Below are 16,519 nucleotides of genomic sequence, written 5' to 3'. Positions count from 1 at the left end.
GTTTCGTCACCTATGTCTCGGGTCGCTCACGTCTCCTTCAGTGCCACGGACCGGTTACCGGCGCCTATTGCGTTCCGGCCCCGACCCAGCGGTTGTTTTCCATAACGATCCCGCAGTCCGTGATATCAGCCTTCGCGCAACCTGCCATCGCCGCATCGCGGTTAGCAGCGAGGCCGTACTTGCCATCATATTGGTAGTAGAACTGTTTGGTGCTTGGAGAAAAGGCGAATGCCTTGGGTGTGGGGGCGGTGAAATAATCGGCCACAAGTGCCTCGTCCTGTTGCAAACCGAGCCGTTTCATCACCTCTGAAACGTTGGAGTAGCTCCAGGTCGGCAGACCACGTTTGCGGAGAAAATCATCCAACTTTCCAAGCCACTGCATTCCTCCTTCAATGAGAAGCGTATGTCCTTTGCTATTAAACGGCTCGATCTCAGAAAAATCTACGATCGAACTACCGTCTGTGAACGCAGCACGCAAACGTTCCGCCGATTCCGGTCCAAAATAGCTATCGTTCTTGGCGTATAGCCAGAGATTGGGAATGCGACTGGTGACGCCATATTGTTTGTATGCCTTGACCAGTTCGTCTTCCCAATCCGCGCAATAAAGACGCAAGCCTCCGGAGACGCTCACAACACCGACGAGGCCGGACGGATTGCGCGCTCCAAGCGCCACGGCGGTCGCGCCCCCCGTGGAACCACCGATAACAATAATCCGCGATGGATCTACATCCGGTCGTTTCTTCAAGACATCGATGGCCGCCAGCAAATCGTCCGCCGCGAGATCAAGATCCTGTTTTACATGGGGCTTCTTGCAACCGTCCTCAGGCAGAGAGCCATCCGATCGACCATAGCCCCTCCGGATTACCACAACGGCCAGCCAACCTCTCAGAGCTAAATCGCGTGCGCGGGGTTCAAATTTAGCGGGGCTCTCGCTTCTGATCGCCTCCAAGGTGCCAGTACCATTTGTGATCAGAGCAATAGGGAGTGATCCTTTCGCTCCCGCTGACTTCACGACATAGCTGTCGAGACGATAGTGTTTTCCATTAATTACAACACGAAGAAACCCGTGGCTCTCATCGAAATCAGGGTCTTTGGCACAGGCCGCTTGAGAAACTAGTGCTAGGCCAACGATTACCAAGGGCAAAACAAGTTTTCTCGAAACACGCGAAGCAACACTCAATTTACCCCCCTCGCCAAATAGCAAGTCGACTTGTACGCAATCAGTATGTTTTCGATTGCCACCTCACACAGTGTATGGCACGCCAAACTTAGTCAATATCCGGCATATACAAGTAACCGGACCGGGTCGCTCCGACCGAAGGCAGCTTGCTTCACAGACAACGCTGTCCGTTCAAGCGACCGCCCCAAACACCACCGTCTGCACCAACCCTCCCCCCGGCCGGTTCTCCAGCCTGATCGTCCCGCCGCACCGCTCGATGATCTCCTTGGCGATCGCCAAGCCCAACCCGGCGCCCGGAATGAATTGCGTGCGCGCCGGATCGACCCGGAAGAACGGTTCGAACGCCTTGTTCAACAGGTCCGGCGGGATGCCGGGGCCGCGATCGGCGATGGTGAGCACGGCCTGGCCGCCCTGCCCGGACAACGACACTATGCAACCCTTGCCATGCGTGGCGGCGTTGACGATCAGGTTGCGCAGCGCGCGGCGCAGGCCGAGCGCGCCGGCTTTGGCGGCGCTGGAAGACGTGGAAAACGCCACCGTCTCGCTGTCGCAGGAGCGCATTAGAAACGGCAAGCTCGCCTCTTCCGCGAAATCCTACGGCGATGCCGCCCGGCTCGAACGAACGCTCTACAAGGCGGGCGAGACAAGTCTTCTCGACGTGCTGGATGCGGAGCGGTCGCTCTACTCGGCCGAAGACACGCTGCTGCAGAGCCGGGTGTCGATCGCCACCGATTACATTGCCCTCAACAAGGCGCTCGGCGCGGCTGGGATGGTACGATCGACAGCGCCAAGCCTGAAGTCGTCGATGTCGGCGCTGGTCCGCGGCTGGCATCGGGCGCGCAGTGATCGGAGGCCGAACATCTATCGGATAGCTCTCGGAACAAATCTCCGTGAGCAATAGCTGAAAGCAATCATCCACTATACTATAACATGGTCGAGGCAATGCGATGTCGAACGTCTACGATCTTGGAACCGATCTGATACGTCGTATCTATGAAAAGCGCATAGATGCACCGGCGATTCTTGACACCGGCACCCATTTTCCCAATGCGACGAAGTTCGCGGCCGCCTGGCAGAGTATTCGCGACGAAGCGCTGTCGGTGCAGTTGAACCGGGTGCCGCGTTTCCACGACATCATGCCTGAGCAGGCTGAAATCTCGGCCAATGACGGCCTCGATTGGCGCATGTTCGTGCTCAAGGCCTACGATATGACGATCCCGGAAAATCTTGCGCGGATGCCCACCCTCAGCCGGCTGCTGTCCGAATGCCCCGAGGTCAAATCGGCGGCGGTCTCATTCCTGGCGCCGCGCAAGCACATCCCGGCCCATCGCGGTCCCTTTCGCGGCATCATGAGATTTCATCTCGGCCTGGTCATCCCGAAACAGGCGGATGGCCGGCCGGCGACGATCATGATGATCAACCACGAGGAAAGGCGGATCTCCGACGGCGAGTGCATGCTGTGGGACGACACTTTCGAGCACGAGGTCATGAACAACGCCGATCAGGGGCGCATTGCCTTGCTGCTTGATGTGTGGCGCCCGGAAATGCCGCTGGACATGGAGATCCTGTCCAGACTGATCGTTCGCGGCGTGCAGATGGGAATGCACTACAGAGGGGTATCTTTCGCCGCTTGACGCTTTACGCCCTCGCCTCCCGAAACCCTCTTGCGCTGCCGCCACGCTTGACCGGCAACATCATGTCCCTGGCGAGCAACCCGCTGACGCGGCAGAAGGCCATGAAGGCCCGGCAGGCTTCCTCCGAGCTTGCCACATCGACCGTCGCGCCGAAGCAGGCGTTGAAGGCGGCGTCATAGACCTTGCCCTGCCGGCGCTTCGGCCAGCTCTGCAGGAAGTCGAGCGCCTGCTCGACACTGTAGATTTCCTCGACCGGCAGGCCAGGCACGGGCGTGATGCGCACCGGCACCTCGAATTGCAGTCTGTCCATTCCCTGTCTCCCGAACCGGCGCGGTTGGAGCAACGCCGTTCGTTCCGAAAAGTTGCTTTTGCCGCCTTCTGGCCCACGAATGTGACCTCAGTGCGGTGAGCGGTCTGGCCCTCGGTGCGGCAGATCGGCGCCTGGCCACATCGTTTGACAGGGCGATGCAACCGGCATCGCCCGTCGGGGGTTCCCTATCTACTGGTTCGCCGGATCCGTCTCCGCTTCGTAGGCCATGCGGGTGACCACCATCAGCAGATAGGCGGACGGTATGGCGAAGATGGCGGCGAGCGCGAGCGCGGCCGTCCCTTCCGTGCGAAGCGTTGCGGCAACGGCCCAATAAACGGTGCCGATGCATATGATTGCCTGGACGGCGAGAAACGAGGCGGCCGCGACAGCGCGCGTGAGTGTTTTGAACGTCTTGATACGTTGCATCGAGAAATGTCCAATGGACGCGCCACGCGACCTGCGAACGGCCGATAGCCGTCGCCCAGGTCGCGGCGCGAAGGAATGTCTGGGGTGTGAAGGCTGCGGTCGGCGACCGCCGGACTCAGGCGGTTGGTGGCGCCCGAGGCTGGTTGGCATGCGAGAACGGCGCAGCCACAAAGACAGGCGCGATGCTCGCCTGCGCCGGCAAAGCCTGGCCAGCAACAAGAAAGTCGGTAACTGGGGCGAGCGTGCCGGGATCGCCGCTGACGAGCTTTATGGGCAGCGGCCGGCCGGCGCGGGCTTCGACGGCCTGCGCCTTGCCGGTGACCCTCAGCAGCGCGAGCGTTTCGCCCTGCCGCGTTGCGCTGATGCCGGCGCCGCCCGAGGCCGCCGCTGTGGAAGCGGAGACTTCAGCCTGGGCGAAGCCCACCAGCGCAAGCACGAGCAGCGCCATCAGGAACGAGCATGCGGTCCTGATGGCCAGCAGCGTCGATCTTGCGCGTTCCGATGCCGTCAACGGCACAAATCTCCTGTATTCAGTCCCGCCCTACCCCATGGGGCGGCGAAAGGAAAGCTTGCGACGACCCGGACGCGCCGACCCTGCGCCAGCGAATATTCCGCGCAGCAAACCGGTTGAAGGCACTTCGTCCTTGAACCTTGCGGCTTCCGGTGCCAAATCTGGAGAAAATATTCCGCATCGGCTCGCGTCAGGAGCCAATCCGCGAACGGACACGAATGGTTACCTATCTAGACGCCGCGACGGCTCCCTTGAGAAACACCGGGCAGATCCGCCTTTACGGCGAGGATGGCTTTGCCGGCATGCGCAAGGCCTGCGGCCTCACCGCGCGCTGCCTCGACGAGCTTGTGCCGATGGTCAAGCCCGGCGTCACCACCGAGGCAATCGACCGCTTCGTCTTCGAGTTCGGCATGGACCATAGCGCCCTGCCGGCGACGCTCAACTATCGCGGCTACACCAAGTCGTCCTGCACCTCGATCAACCATGTCGTCTGCCACGGCATCCCCGACAACAAGCCGCTGAAGGACGGCGACATCGTCAACATCGACGTCACCTATATCCTCGACGGCTGGCATGGCGATTCCTCGCGCATGTATCCGGTGGGCACGATCAAGCGCGCCGCCGAGCGTCTGCTCGAGGTGACTTACGAATGCCTAATGCGCGGCATTGCGGCCATCAAGCCCGGCGCCCGCACCGGCGCCATCGGCGCCGCGATCCAGACCTACGCCGAGGCCGAGCGCTGCTCTGTGGTGCGCGACTTCTGCGGCCACGGCGTCGGCCAGCTCTTCCATGACGCGCCGAACATCCTGCATTACGGCACGGCCAATGAAGGCGTCGAGATGCGGCCCGGCATGATCTTTACCGTCGAGCCGATGATCAATCTCGGCCGCCCACATGTGAAGGTGCTGTCGGACGGCTGGACCGCCGTGACGCGCGACCGTTCGCTCTCGGCGCAGTACGAGCACACGATCGGCGTCACCGATGCCGGCTGTGAGATCTTCACGCTGTCGCCGAAAAAGCTCGACCGGCCCGGCCTGCCAGCCTAGTTTCCTGGCCAAAGCCTGAAGGGGGAGAGGCCAGGCTATGGGAAAAATCGACGACGAGCGGGCGTTCTTTTCCGAAGCCTGGATCGAACCGCCACAGAGGTCTCAGAAAAAAGCCGTGGCGCAGAGAAGCCGCATTATCACGGCCATCGCGACCGCCTGCGCGAGCGCTTCGTCGCGGGCGGCGCGGACGCCCTGCCCGACTATGAGCTCCTCGAACTGCTGCTTTTCCGGCTGATCCCGCGCGTCGACACCAAGCCGATCGCCAAGGCGCTGATCGCCCGTTTCGGTTCTCTGGCGGAGGTGCTCGGCGCGCCGGCGTCCCTGCTGGAGGAAGTGAAAGGCATCGGCCCGGCGGTCGCGACCGATCTCAAGGTTATCGCCGCGACCGCCCAGCGCATGGCGCGCGGCGAAGTGCGCGGCCGCGAGGTACTGTCGAACTGGACGCAGCTTCTCGACTATTGCCGCTCGGCCATGGCCTTCGAGACCCGCGAGCAGTTCCGCGGCCTTATGTAGCAAAAGCACCAAAGCCTATTCGGCTGGATCGCCGGGAATAGCGTCGTGAACCGCAATGACGATGTAGCCTTTGGGCTCGCCGGCTACGGATTGCACCTGAACGTCGACAACAAAGGTGCTTGTCATCGGGTTGGCGTCTTTGGTGATCTGTCCCTTGAGGTCCGTTACAGACGACCTGCGGAACCAGACCGGCAACGGCTTGTCCGAAATTGAAGGGATAACCCCTTTGTCTCCGGTGCGGCCCTTCTCTTTGCCGGGGCTGCGGTTGGTTTGGTCCATGAATAGCATCACCTCCCGCATGATCTGATTATCCGGGAGCGCGTCTGCCACTTCCAAAAGCGGCGGCTCTGCGTTTAGTGCGGCATCGATGTTGATGGCGGCGCGGTTCAGTTCGTTTTCGTCAAAGTCATATTCGACCACAGTTTCTTTCTCGCCGTCCGTCTTACGGTAGCGAGCATGTTTGATGCAGGCACCGAACAGGTTGCCGCTTCGAAAAGGAGGGCTGCCTAATGGCTGGTAATACGGTGAAAGTTCTTTGCGGTTCTTGCAAGGTCGGCCTTGAAGGACCCGCGAATGCGAAGGACCACGATGTGGTTGCATGTCCCCGGTGCGGGCGCAGTGACACACTCAAAAACGTCATGCGGGAAGTCACGAAGCATGCCGAGGAAGTGACTGCGCGCAGCATCCAGAAAAGCCTGAGCAGCGCGTTCAGTGGGAGCAAAAACACCAAGGTCACTCACAACCCCATCCCACATCGAAGCTATCGCTTCATCAGCGACTTGAAACTTTGACATAGCTTCTACTCCTGCGGTCGGCTGTCATGGCCGACCGCTTTTGCTTTCCGCCGCCGCCGGACCTTGGCTGTATTGACGCACTGCCTTATCCGCTCGACAAGCGACGGTTCCCAGCCCTTCATTTGAACAATGCGCTGCGCCGTTTCCTTGTTCGCCTTGCTGCCTTCCGCCTCGCACTTCAGGATCAGCCGGTAAAGCTCGCCCTTGCGAAAGCGGGTTGCGTGCCGTCGCAATGGCGTGATCTGCGCAGGGTCGCCCTTGTATCCAAGGATCAATAGCACCGCGTCTATGTGGTGGAGTTGGTGAACCAGGTTCGCCCCATTGAACCGGATTGCACCGGATATCTCCGCGCGCTTCGCGACCAGCGCGTTGATGGCGTGTTCGTATCGGGTGGAGCGGACGATAGGGGCAACTCTTGGCATCTCCCGGATTTTATGGGAACCCGCTCTTTAGGTCGTGCTGGAAGTTGGTGCTTTTGCTACATAAGGCCGCAGTTCCGCATCCTGTTCCTCGACAAGAAGAACGGGCTGATCGCCGACGAGGTGCAGCAGACCGGCACCGTCGACCACACCCCGGTCTATCCGCGCGAGGTGGTGAAGCGGGCGCTCGAGCTCTCCGCCAGCGCCGTCATCCTGGTGCACAACCATCCCACTCACGCCCTTTCAGTCACAGTTGATCACGCTGCAGTGCATTGAATCATAAAGAATTTTTGACTTGTCGTAGCCCCGGATAGCATGGCAGATTGGGATCGGTTTTAAGGGGGATCGAAGTCCTTTTTGACCCCAGTCGCAGACCCTGGAATTCGACTGGCAACCCCACCAGAAAGCCGATGGGAGAGCCGAGTGCCGGGCCTCACAGATGGAGAAATACGTCGCGCTCTAAGACAAGTTGAGGAGACAGGAAAGCAGCTAGGCCTTATCGACGGCGAGGGCCACGGAACGGGTCGCCTCGTTCTTGTCATGAAGCCAATGCCAACCCGCGTCACCGCTGATTGGATGGTCCAGCAGTGGCGAGACAAGAAGCGCATTAAGAAAAAGCCTCAGCCATGCCCGCGAGATATTTCAGCGCGACTATGCAAACATGATCCAGAAGGGGCGGAGCATCAAGGTTGCGGGCGACACGCGACCCGGCACGGTCGCCGATCTGTTCGAGGCTTATGTCACGTCGCTCAAGGCAGATGGAAAACCGTCCTGGAAGGAGGCCGAAAAGGGTTTGAACAAGATCGCCGATTCGCTCGGTCGCAACCGCCCTGTCCGCGACATCGAGCCTGATGAAATCAGGGACATCATTCGCCCGATTTATCAGCGAGGCAAACGGTCTATGGCCGATCATGTTCGTAGCTATATTCGATCGGCCTACAGTTGGGGGCTGAAATCCGAGCACGACTACCGCTCGACCTCGGTCCGTCGCTTTCGTCTCATCTACAATCCGGCCGCTGGGATTCCGACCGAACCAAAGAACGTTGGAACGCGTTGGTTGGACGAGGAGGAATTTGTCCGTCTCTATCGCTGGCTCGAATCTCCCGATGCGCCGGTCCACCCTCCTTACACGCGTGCCGTAAGAATTCTCATGCTGACCGGCCAGCGCGTCGAGGAGATCGCTCGGCTACACGTCGATCAATGGGATGCGGCCGAGCGCATCATCGACTGGTCCAAGACCAAGATTGGAAAGCCTCACGCCATCCCCGTGCCCAAGATCGCGGCGGAGCTTATCGGGTCGATCAAGCCGAATGAATTTGGCTGGGTTTTTCCATCCGCAACAGACCCGTCCAAGCCGGTCAGCCATGGCACGCTCTATTCGTTCATGTGGCGCCAACGCGATCGCGAGGTCATCCCCGTCGTGACAAACCGCGATCTCCGGCGAACCTGGAAGACGCTTGCGGGAAAGGCAGGTCTCTCGAAAGAGATCCGAGACAGATTGCAGAACCACACTCTGCAGGACGTCAGCTCCAAGAGCTACGATCGCTGGAACTATATGCCGGAAAAGCGCGCTGCCATGGCGCGGTGGGACAAGTTTGTCCGCGAGCTCCTCACGAAGAGGAAGCATAAAGCCGCGCTCAAGGAAGCTGCATGACCTAACGATTGCATCCTCGCCGGCATCCATCAGTGATCGCCGGCGGAGGCAAAGGTTCACCTTGGTGCAGACTACGAATCTGGGGTCAGGAGTTCGAATCTCTTCGGGCGCGCCATTCCATCCGATTGAAATCGCTCACTTTTTGGAGCGCGCCAGCGGTGCCGAACCGGCTTTGTTTTCTGAATTCAGCCGGTTTCTCAGCCGGTTTCGGAAGGACGGCGGCAGCCGGGGCCAAAATCGCACCATGGGCGGGGCTGTTCGGAACGGCAGAGTCGGCGTCTAGCGACAGCAGAATCGCTGGCGGGACTACCTGCGGGCTTAGCCCGTCTTGGATTCGGCCGGCGCGGGTTCTCCAGCCTTTTCGCCGTCCTGGTCGGCGACGATGACTACCAGCTCTTCCCCCAATGCGGAGATCAAGGCCGCCACGCGGCCGCGCACCCGCGACGGAAGGTGCATCAGCCCCTCAATCAGGCGTCGGCCTTCCGCGCTGGCTATGAAATCTATGCGCTCATCGACCGGCAGAGGCGGAGCCTCACGGTTAGTCTCGTTGTTACCGGAAGGCCTTCGAAGAAGCGACCGACAGGAACGCCAAGCGACCTGCCGATCTCGTAGAGCATGGACGCGCTCACGCGGTTCCTCGCGTTCTCGTATTTCTGAAGCTGTTGGAAGCTGATGCCTATGGATCGGGCAAGCTCGGCCTGCGACACGTCAGATTGGACGCGAACGATCGCGATCTGGCTGCCGACAGGCCTTGGCCATGCTTGGAGCACGCGGGGGAGCGTTGATTCCACCAATGCCTTTCGCAATTGCATCATTCCCTTATAGAAAGTTGGTCGCGGTTGGTTCCCGTCACGAGACCCACCAAACTTCCCGCATGATAAGGGACTGCCAAATGCTCGAAACGGCCTCTGCAGTCAGCCTGGCTCTATCTGCCCGCCGATCCGACCAATATCCTCCAGGACCGAGCGGATTTGTGGCCAAGGAAACTCTGCATCGTCCTTTGATGGCTGCCCTTCTCTGAGTATTGCATCAAGCTTCGCTGCCACACCGGCAAGGGAGATAGCTGGGGTGTCTGACAATGCCTCAAGCAACGCCTCCGCCCGATCGGCTGCGTCACTTTCAGCTCGCAACGTGGCAGAATAGCCAATCGCCCGGTCAGAGGCGTCCCAGCGCGCCTGATGAGCCGCCAAATCGGCCTCGGCCTTTGCGCCGGTCGCCACGTCGACAGAACTGACGCCGAGCACATCGCGAAGTGCCTCAAGTGAGCGCAGCTTAGCGGTCCCACCCTCGGACAGTTGGATGGTCACGTTGGGAAAGCCGACGGTTTCTGCAAGTTTGCGCTCCAAACGCTGCTGCTCACGGCTCAACCGTTCAGTCTCTTCATGAGCAGCTTGCCATTTGCGCCAAACTGCTACCGCGGGATCGGCAGATTGGTCCCCATTTGAATCGGTGCGAGCAATGGCAACTGGCTGTGTTTTCGTCATTGCATTGCCGTTCGCGCAAGCGCCCGCCTAAGCGTGACGAAAGGCAAAGTCGTGCTATTGTCGGAATCACTCATGATCCGAGCTCCAGTCAGCTTGGGTTGTGGTCAGTGGCCGAACGGCGTGTTGGAGCACGTCGTTCGGTCGCGAAGCGCGAGCCACAAATTACGTACATACCGTACAATACGGACAACCTAATTGTCAAATACGCCTGAACCTGCTGACAACAAAACTGAGCGCTTCGAATTGCGACTCTCAAGCGACTTGCTTGCTCGCGTTGACGAATGGCGTCGCAATCAGCCTGATCTTCCTACTAGATCGGAAGCGTTCCGCCGGTTGGTGGAGGCAGGTCTAAGCTCCAGATAGTTGGCGCCCTCCTGAAATCCATCTCGCACACCGGTCGCTGCGACAGGCTTGTGAAACGTCCCTTACGGCGACGGCCATCCGGCATTCTCAATCTGAACCGGCGCGATCGAGGCCGTGACGACGACGAAATCGAGGCACTGCCGCGCAACTTTTCACGCAGCTGGACTTGAAGGCGATGCGGGATGCGATTGCCGTGTTCGACGTCGATTGGATGAAAGGTAGATCTGTGGCGCTTCTTCCGCTCAAGAACGCAAAACCGGGTCCCGTCGCGACAGAACCGGAGTCCATTTTTGGCAAGAGCGGCAAGGACGCGAGCCTTGTCCGTTTTGTCCCCAATGAGAACGCCGTGCTGGTGATCGCGTCAAAGCCTGTCTACCTGCAGCGGGCGGAGGCATGGATTCGAAAGCTCGACCAGGCCGCGCCGGGCGACGGCGAGCAGATGTTCGTCTACCAAAAATCCGGTACTGAAATGGACTGGCGGTCTCTGCCTCATCCGAGTACCCGGGCAATAGGATGGCCAGGGTGCCTCGTGGCGGCGCTTTCCATGCCCCCTTGGGATTAAAGCGAAAGGCCATCTCCATGGAGTGACGTGGAAGAATTTGCCGATACCTGGCTTGCCTCGGTGCCTTTCGATCCCCGCTTGTAGATCAGGCGGACGACCAGGCCCACGTATCCAACCTGAAGAATGACCATTGCAAGAATGGTCCAACCGAGCGCCTTCCAGACGGAACCGGTTTGTATATCAGCCCATATCGCCACGATGAACGACGTGGCGAACATACCCACCAAAAATTGCGGAAAATACATAGTTGTCCGGACCCGATAAAGGAGCCCGCCGCTCCATTTGCGAAGCGGCGGGCCCCCCCAAATTACCCCCCGATTGCCGGGATGGGAGCTCCCCCGGCATTGCTGACAGTGCAATTGCGGTGCCGGACACAGTGACCCATTACGGGACACCCGTGCCGACAGCGCAAGACGGGATTTCCGATTAACATTAACTGTTGCTAATGTGTCACCCTTGGTTGGAAGGGGACCGAGCGAGCCCCGCCAGCTCGCGTTTTGGCTGGCCGCTGTCCTAGGCCGCTGTCCTACAGCGGAGATGCCCGTTGCGTCCTGGCGCTTCCCTGAGCACCAAGTCTCTAGCGATGGCGCCTGTCAGGTGTCGCCGCCTCGTTGGTGAACTGCAGATTGCGATCGTCTCGGCCAACGCTGCGGCAATCATGGCAATGGATGACTTTCACCAAGTCCCAATGCATGGCGCCATGATCCGGACCTAAGCGCTTAACTAGGGCAGCGTGTGTTTCGGCGTGCAATTTTGGCTCTGACGCACTTTTGGTGATGATTGAACTTAACCAGCGCCGATGACGCGCGCCTGAAGCAGGTCGAGCTTTCCTCGGCCATACATTTGGCGTTTCACCAGCTTGAGCTTGGTGATCTGGCCCTCGGTCTGACCGTTGGACTATGGCGAGGTGATCGCCGCACTGACCGCCGAGCGGTCTTTGAGAACGCCGTTGGCGAACGAGGCGACCAGACTTGATTTGGCCCGCTCCAGCCAAGGTTCGAGATCGGCGAGAGTCTTCTTGCGGATCATGGCCTGGAAGCCTGCAACGATTTCCCGGGCCTCCACCAATAGAGGCACGCCGCCCTCGATCGCGGCCACCGTGACAGTTTCGGACTTAGAGAGGCTGTCGAGACCGATGGTCATTAGCCGCGCAATGGTTCGCACCGAGGGCGCACGGCGCAGGGCGTCACCGTTCACGTGATCTGAATGCCGGCGACGCGTGGCCCACTCGGTGACGACACGCAAGCAACCACGGAATCCCTGGTTCTTGAGGCGCCGCCAGAGTGCTGTTGCGTTGCGCTCCCCGGCCGTCCACTGGGCGTCGAGCCAAGGAAGATAAAGCTCCAGCGAGCTTTCTCGGACCCGAAAGACGTCAGATCGCTGGCCTCGCAGAACCTTGCGGACCACGCCGCGGCTATGGCCGGTGCGGCGTACAATCTCCTTAATCGTAGTCCCGTCCTTGGCCAGGCCGAGGATGACGGCATTGGTGTCTTCTCGACGAAGGTATCCTTCATATTGAATCCGCTCGGCGGCGGTTAGCAGTTCTGGATCAATCGTGGCGGCGCCAAGCGCGGCGCGGATCGACCGCATGGATACGAACTGCGTCGAGGAAGGCGCGGCTGGCGTTCTCCATCAGGTGCCAGCGGTCGGCCACCTGGATCGCCCCAGGCAGCGCCTTGGCGGCCGCAAGAGCGTAGCCGCCACCGCGGTCGCGGGCGACGACGCCGATCTGGGGTTGGGTGTAAGCCAGGCCTGGGCCGTCGCCGGCTCACGGTCAGGCAGCAAGGCGATGGTCTGCGCCGCTCAAGGTCGCAGATGATCGTCCCATAGCGTTGATTTCGTCGCCACGCCCAATCGTCGATCCCGATCACGCTCGGAGGGACAAAGCGCGGACTACCGCGTCGCCGCACGATGCGCAGTAACGTGTCGTTGCTCACCGGCAGCATCAACCTCTTGGCAAAGCTGGCCGCGGGCCTGCCGCCCAGCGCAAGCCCAAGGTGATGGACGATTTGGTCGAGCCGGGCGGTTCGCCGCGCCCACGGCGCCAGAACATCCCCGTCGAAACGCTCGGCGAAGATCCGCCGGCCGCACAACACTGCGCCGCAGTGGAACCGCCGCGCCACAACCACGATCCGAACAGGCTTGCCCGCCATCGGCAGGTCCGCCCGACGCCGCTGATACCGACTGTGGATCCGCTGCGACCTCGTTCCGCAGCCCGGACAGAGGCTCGCTGTGCTCGTAGGACGGACCGTGATCAACATCACCTCATCGTCAACGGCGGTGTCGTCCACCACAAATCCGCGAGGGACGAGGGTCGAAGGCCGCAATGCATAGCCCATGGTATTGATTCCTTGTGTGAACCAACGCCAGCCGGCACCCCATTTCCATCAAAAGTGAGTCAGAGCCAATATTGGACGCCGATCAGGGTCAAAGTTCGGCGCCGATTGACATTGATGTCGTCCGTTGTCATTTCACCATCGGTCGTCACCTTGCCGTCGACGATCTAAAAGCGAGATAGCAAGGGTCTGCATCGCATAAGCGAAGGGCACTGACAGCGTGCCCTAGATTCAGTCCAGCGGCAGAAGCCCTCCGCTCGTTTCTGTTTCGGACTGCATCTTGGCTTGAGGAAAAAGAACCTGCGCCAACTGATACTCTGCGAAGCGGGCGTCTGCCACGTTCCAAGCGCCAACTCGAACACATGATCGCTAGCCCTGCCTGTGTCGGCAAGGTGCTCCTCGATCTCAAGGATGGTGCCCTGGTCGAATAGTCCGTCTGCGAACCGCCGGTGCTCCGTCGAGGGTCGCAGCGGCCGCACATGAACGTCCGGGTTCTAGGGCCGATGTATGTTGGTTGCGAGGTGATTTGAACCTGTGAGCTAAGTATCTGATTTTGCTAAGGTCAATTGCCGCGCCAAAAGCAAAACGCCAGCAACTCACTGAGTTTGCTGGAGTTTTTGGCCGAGATTGGTTGCGGGCACACGCAGCCACCGATACCGACATTCGCTGACTGTAGCGATTTGACGATGGCGGGCCTGACCGTATTGCTGGGCCTGGCGGCCGTAGTCAAAGCATTGATTACATCATATTTTTCGTGGGGTATCCCGAAGATCATCTCGTATCGTTCCGCGTGGTGCCGCTGCACATGCATCTTCTCGCCAGACGTTAGCGCTTTGGGATTGAGGGTCTCGATTGGGGCCGCAAGCGGAATGTCCGGCTCTGTATGGCTGGAGTAGAAAGCCGACTTTCCACCCAGCCCGGTGCCGAATGCTTCGGCCATTCCAGGTACTGTGTCGCCGTTGATGCCCTCGGTCGGTCCATGCAGGGCGCCCATGACTCGGTCCCTATCCGCCTCCAAGACTCGATCCGCCCTCCTTACTATTACTTCTGCCGGAAGGCCGTATGCAGAGAAGCCGCCAGCGGCCCCAGAATGTAATCCAGCGCGGTGCGTTCCTCGGTCACGATCATGACCTGCGCCGGCATGCCGGGATAGAGCTGGATCTGCGGCGCGGCAGCGAGTTCCTCTGCATCCACCGCGACGTCGGCGACATAATAGGGAAAACCGGTCTTGGCATCGGTGACACGGTCCGCCGAGATGCGGGTGACGCGGCCGTGGATGACAGGCGTCGTGCGCTGCTTGTAGGAGGTGAAGCGGACTTCGGCGGTCATGTCGGCGCGCAGGCTGGATATGTCCTCGACGCGCACCTGCGCCTGGACGATGAGCGAATTCCTGGTCGGCACGATGTCGAGAATGGTCTGTCCGGGGGCGACGATCGCACCGGTTGAGAAGACGCTGAGATCCATCACCTGGCCGTCATAGGGCGACCGCACTTCGGCGCGGTCGACCGTGGCTTGCGCGGCGAACATCTTCGGCACCAGGTCGGCGAGGTTCGACTGGGTGTCGATCAGCATGGCCGAGAGTTTTGCGCGGCGCTCGTTGGTGAGCTGCGCAATCTGGCTTTCGAGCTCGGCCTTGCTCTGGCGGTTTCCGGCGATCTCGCCGAGAGCCTGGTCGATCAGGCCCTGCAGGTCGGAGGCCGAGCGGTCGAGCTCCAGGATGCGAGGCTTCGTCGTCAGCCCGGCCTTCAGCAGCTTGTTGAGGCCTGCCTTTTCGTCGATCGTCGACTTGAGCTGCGCGCGGAAGGACTCGACGCGCGCCTGCTTGCCATCGATCTGCTCGTCGAGTTCGGCGATCCGCTTCTGCAGGATTTGCCTGGCGCCGGCCATCGAGGCGCGCTGGCTCTCGAGGTCGGCAATCTGGTTGGCCATGGCGTCCTGCAGATAGGCCTGGTGCTCGGCGGTGATGTCGTTCGGAAAGGCCACCGCCTCATGGCCGTCGAGCTCCGCGCGGATGCGGGCATCGGTGGCGCGCAGCAGCGCATATTGCTGGGAATAGAGGTTGAATTCGGACCGCGCGCGGGTGTCGTCGAGCAGCACCAGCACATCGCCGGCCCTGACGATGTCGCCGTCCTTGACCCGGATTTCCTTCACCGTGCCGCCGTCGAAATGCTGGACGCTCTTGCGGTTGCCCTCGACCTTCACCACCGCATCGGCAAGCACCGCGCCGTTGAGCGGCGCGACCGCGGCCCAGCCGCCGAACACGCCGAAGAAGGCGACGATGATGAGCAGGCCGATCCACACCGGTGCCCGGATCGAATCCGCATTGGCGCCCGCATCTTCGGCGCCGGAGAGGCTGCGATAGGTAGCCGCGATATCGGTCATTGGGCCGCCACCGTAATCGGAGCCGCGCGCTGGTTGAGCAGCGCCACGATCTCGTTTCTCATGCCGAAGGCTTCGACCGCGCCATCCCGCAAAAGCAGTATCTTGTCGACATTGGCCAAAGTCGAGGGCCGGTGCGAGACGATGATCACCGTGCTGCCGCGACGCTTCAGCTCCAGCGCGCATTCGGCCAGCGCGCGATCGCCGTCGGCATCGAGGTTGGAGCTCGGTTCGTCGAGCACGATGAGGTTCGGCATGCCAAACACTGCGCGGGCAAGCGCGATGCGCTGCCGGTAGCCGCCGGACAACACCGCCCCGCCCTCGCCGATCTGCGTTTCGTAGCCTTGCGGCAGGCGGATGATCATATCATGCACGCCGGCGAGCCGTGCCGCCTCGATCACCTCGCGGTCGACATCGGTCTTGAAGCGGCCGATATTGGCGGCCACGGTATCTGAAAACAGCTCGATGTCCTGCGGCAGGTAGCCGATATGGTCGCCGAGCGCCTCCCTGCCCCATTGCGTCATGTCGGCGCCATCCAGCCTGACCGTGCCTCGGCTCGGCTGCATGATACCGGCGAGGTGGCGGGCAAGCGTCGACTTGCCGGCTCCGGAAGGGCCGACGATGCCGAGCGCCTCGCCGGCCTCGAGCCGGAACGAAACATCGCGCAGCAGCACCTTCTGCAGGCTGGGAATGGCGAAGCTCAACTGCTCGACGGCGACCTTGCCGGTAGGCTTCGGCAGATTGAACGAGCGTTCGCCCTGCGCGCCGCCGTCCAGCAGCCTCTCGACCCGGCCGAGGGCGGCCCGCGCCAGGATCAGGCTGCGCCACAGGCCGACGATCTGCTCGACCGGCTGCAGCCCCCTGCCCAGCAGCAGGCTGGCCGCAAACATCGAGCCACCGGTGATCTG

The 16,519-nt window shown here is 60.9% G+C and carries 16 protein-coding genes and 6 pseudogenes; 8 read left to right on the top strand and 14 right to left on the bottom strand.

The window, feature by feature from the left end; translation table 11 throughout:
- Window positions 1-64 precede the first annotated feature (64 nt).
- Window positions 65-1,180 (bottom strand): dienelactone hydrolase family protein, encoded by a 1,116-nt coding sequence (locus DH10_RS28865; RefSeq protein WP_192243811.1) that lies wholly within the window; start codon window positions 1,178-1,180, stop codon window positions 65-67.
- Between the two features lie 171 nt (window positions 1,181-1,351).
- Window positions 1,352-1,693: pseudogene (locus DH10_RS28860) on the bottom strand (sensor histidine kinase); the annotation flags it as partial.
- On the opposite strand from DH10_RS28860, the pseudogene DH10_RS28855 reads away from it, so the two are divergent.
- Together DH10_RS28855 and DH10_RS28850 are read left to right on the top strand one after the other, a co-directional pair.
- Window positions 1,677-2,026 (top strand): annotated as a pseudogene (locus DH10_RS28855) (TolC family protein); the annotation flags it as partial. The pseudogenes DH10_RS28860 and DH10_RS28855 sit on opposite strands and share 17 nt — an antisense overlap.
- Window positions 2,027-2,127: 101 nt before the next feature.
- Window positions 2,128-2,814, top strand: a complete 687-nt coding sequence (locus DH10_RS28850) for an aspartyl/asparaginyl beta-hydroxylase domain-containing protein (RefSeq protein WP_192243813.1) — start codon at window positions 2,128-2,130, stop codon at window positions 2,812-2,814.
- 4 nt (window positions 2,815-2,818) lie between these two features.
- Here DH10_RS28850 and DH10_RS28845 read toward each other — a convergent pair whose 3' ends face one another.
- From DH10_RS28845 to DH10_RS28835, 3 genes are all read right to left on the bottom strand, one after another.
- Window positions 2,819-3,124 carry a DUF982 domain-containing protein gene (locus DH10_RS28845; RefSeq protein ID WP_192243815.1) on the bottom strand — a complete coding sequence of 102 codons (306 nt, stop codon included), beginning with the start codon at window positions 3,122-3,124 and terminating at the stop codon, window positions 2,819-2,821.
- Between the two features lie 189 nt (window positions 3,125-3,313).
- Window positions 3,314-3,550: a hypothetical protein gene (locus tag DH10_RS28840; protein WP_192243817.1), complete on the bottom strand. Its 237-nt coding sequence runs from the start codon at window positions 3,548-3,550 to the stop codon at window positions 3,314-3,316.
- A gap of 115 nt (window positions 3,551-3,665) precedes the next feature.
- Window positions 3,666-4,061 carry a hypothetical protein gene (locus tag DH10_RS28835; RefSeq protein WP_246505817.1) on the bottom strand — a complete coding sequence of 132 codons (396 nt, stop codon included), beginning with the start codon at window positions 4,059-4,061 and terminating at the stop codon, window positions 3,666-3,668.
- 218 nt (window positions 4,062-4,279) lie between these two features.
- Here DH10_RS28835 and map point away from each other — a divergent pair, with 218 nt between their 5' ends.
- Both map and DH10_RS37325 read left to right on the top strand, forming a co-directional pair.
- The gene (map, locus tag DH10_RS28830; protein ID WP_192243819.1) at window positions 4,280-5,107 is read left to right on the top strand and encodes a type I methionyl aminopeptidase; all 828 of its coding nucleotides are present in this window, start codon (window positions 4,280-4,282) and stop codon (window positions 5,105-5,107) included.
- A gap of 37 nt (window positions 5,108-5,144) precedes the next feature.
- Window positions 5,145-5,608, top strand: a pseudogene (locus DH10_RS37325) (UPF0758 domain-containing protein); the annotation flags it as partial.
- 27 nt (window positions 5,609-5,635) lie between these two features.
- On the opposite strand, the gene DH10_RS28820 reads toward DH10_RS37325, so the two are convergent.
- Window positions 5,636-6,040 carry a hypothetical protein gene (locus tag DH10_RS28820; protein ID WP_192243823.1) on the bottom strand — a complete coding sequence of 135 codons (405 nt, stop codon included), beginning with the start codon at window positions 6,038-6,040 and terminating at the stop codon, window positions 5,636-5,638.
- A gap of 89 nt (window positions 6,041-6,129) precedes the next feature.
- On the opposite strand from DH10_RS28820, the gene DH10_RS28815 reads away from it, so the two are divergent.
- Window positions 6,130-6,411 (top strand): hypothetical protein, encoded by a 282-nt coding sequence (locus DH10_RS28815; RefSeq protein ID WP_192243825.1) that lies wholly within the window; start codon window positions 6,130-6,132, stop codon window positions 6,409-6,411.
- An 8-nt stretch (window positions 6,412-6,419) separates the two neighbouring features.
- On the opposite strand, the gene DH10_RS28810 is transcribed toward DH10_RS28815, so the two are convergent.
- Complete coding sequence (locus tag DH10_RS28810) at window positions 6,420-6,836, bottom strand: hypothetical protein (protein WP_192385611.1); 417 nt, start codon at window positions 6,834-6,836, stop codon at window positions 6,420-6,422.
- A gap of 63 nt (window positions 6,837-6,899) precedes the next feature.
- Between DH10_RS28810 and DH10_RS28805 the strand changes: the two are divergent.
- Together DH10_RS28805 and DH10_RS28800 are read left to right on the top strand one after the other, a co-directional pair.
- Window positions 6,900-7,109: pseudogene (locus tag DH10_RS28805) on the top strand (JAB domain-containing protein); the annotation flags it as partial.
- Window positions 7,110-7,256: 147 nt separating this feature from the next.
- Window positions 7,257-8,487 (top strand): annotated as a pseudogene (locus DH10_RS28800) (tyrosine-type recombinase/integrase).
- Between the two features lie 318 nt (window positions 8,488-8,805).
- Here the strand turns inward: DH10_RS28800 and DH10_RS28795 are convergent.
- From DH10_RS28795 to DH10_RS28785, 3 genes are all read right to left on the bottom strand, one after another.
- Window positions 8,806-8,943, bottom strand: coding sequence for a hypothetical protein (locus DH10_RS28795; RefSeq protein WP_192243829.1), 138 nt, complete (start codon window positions 8,941-8,943; stop codon window positions 8,806-8,808).
- A gap of 44 nt (window positions 8,944-8,987) precedes the next feature.
- The gene (locus DH10_RS38345; RefSeq protein WP_425515380.1) at window positions 8,988-9,299 is read right to left on the bottom strand and encodes a helix-turn-helix domain-containing protein; all 312 of its coding nucleotides are present in this window, start codon (window positions 9,297-9,299) and stop codon (window positions 8,988-8,990) included.
- A gap of 102 nt (window positions 9,300-9,401) precedes the next feature.
- Entirely contained in the window at window positions 9,402-9,971 is a 570-nt protein-coding gene (locus DH10_RS28785; RefSeq protein ID WP_192243834.1) for a hypothetical protein, read from the bottom strand.
- Window positions 9,972-10,509: 538 nt separating this feature from the next.
- Here DH10_RS28785 and DH10_RS28780 point away from each other — a divergent pair.
- Window positions 10,510-10,896: a secretin N-terminal domain-containing protein gene (locus DH10_RS28780; RefSeq protein WP_343221634.1), complete on the top strand. Its 387-nt coding sequence runs from the start codon at window positions 10,510-10,512 to the stop codon at window positions 10,894-10,896.
- Window positions 10,897-11,682: 786 nt separating this feature from the next.
- Here the strand turns inward: DH10_RS28780 and DH10_RS28770 are convergent.
- From DH10_RS28770 to DH10_RS28755, 4 genes and pseudogenes are all read right to left on the bottom strand, one after another.
- Window positions 11,683-13,235, bottom strand: a pseudogene (locus tag DH10_RS28770) (ISL3 family transposase).
- A 559-nt stretch (window positions 13,236-13,794) separates the two neighbouring features.
- Window positions 13,795-14,226, bottom strand: coding sequence for a hypothetical protein (locus DH10_RS28765; RefSeq protein ID WP_192243838.1), 432 nt, complete (start codon window positions 14,224-14,226; stop codon window positions 13,795-13,797).
- Between the two features lie 47 nt (window positions 14,227-14,273).
- Entirely contained in the window at window positions 14,274-15,614 is a 1,341-nt protein-coding gene (locus DH10_RS28760; protein WP_192243840.1) for an HlyD family type I secretion periplasmic adaptor subunit, read from the bottom strand.
- On the bottom strand, window positions 15,611-16,519 hold a 909-nt coding region (locus tag DH10_RS28755), incomplete at its 5' end, for a type I secretion system permease/ATPase (RefSeq protein WP_192385609.1). The genes DH10_RS28755 and DH10_RS28760, both read right to left, overlap by 4 nt.

Origin of the sequence: Mesorhizobium silamurunense, from assembly GCF_014843825.1 — a bacterium.
GTDB classification, from domain to species: Bacteria; Pseudomonadota; Alphaproteobacteria; order Rhizobiales; family Rhizobiaceae; genus Mesorhizobium; species Mesorhizobium silamurunense.
Note: the sequence above shows the minus strand (reverse complement) of the source record. Positions and strands in the feature narration are given on the sequence as shown.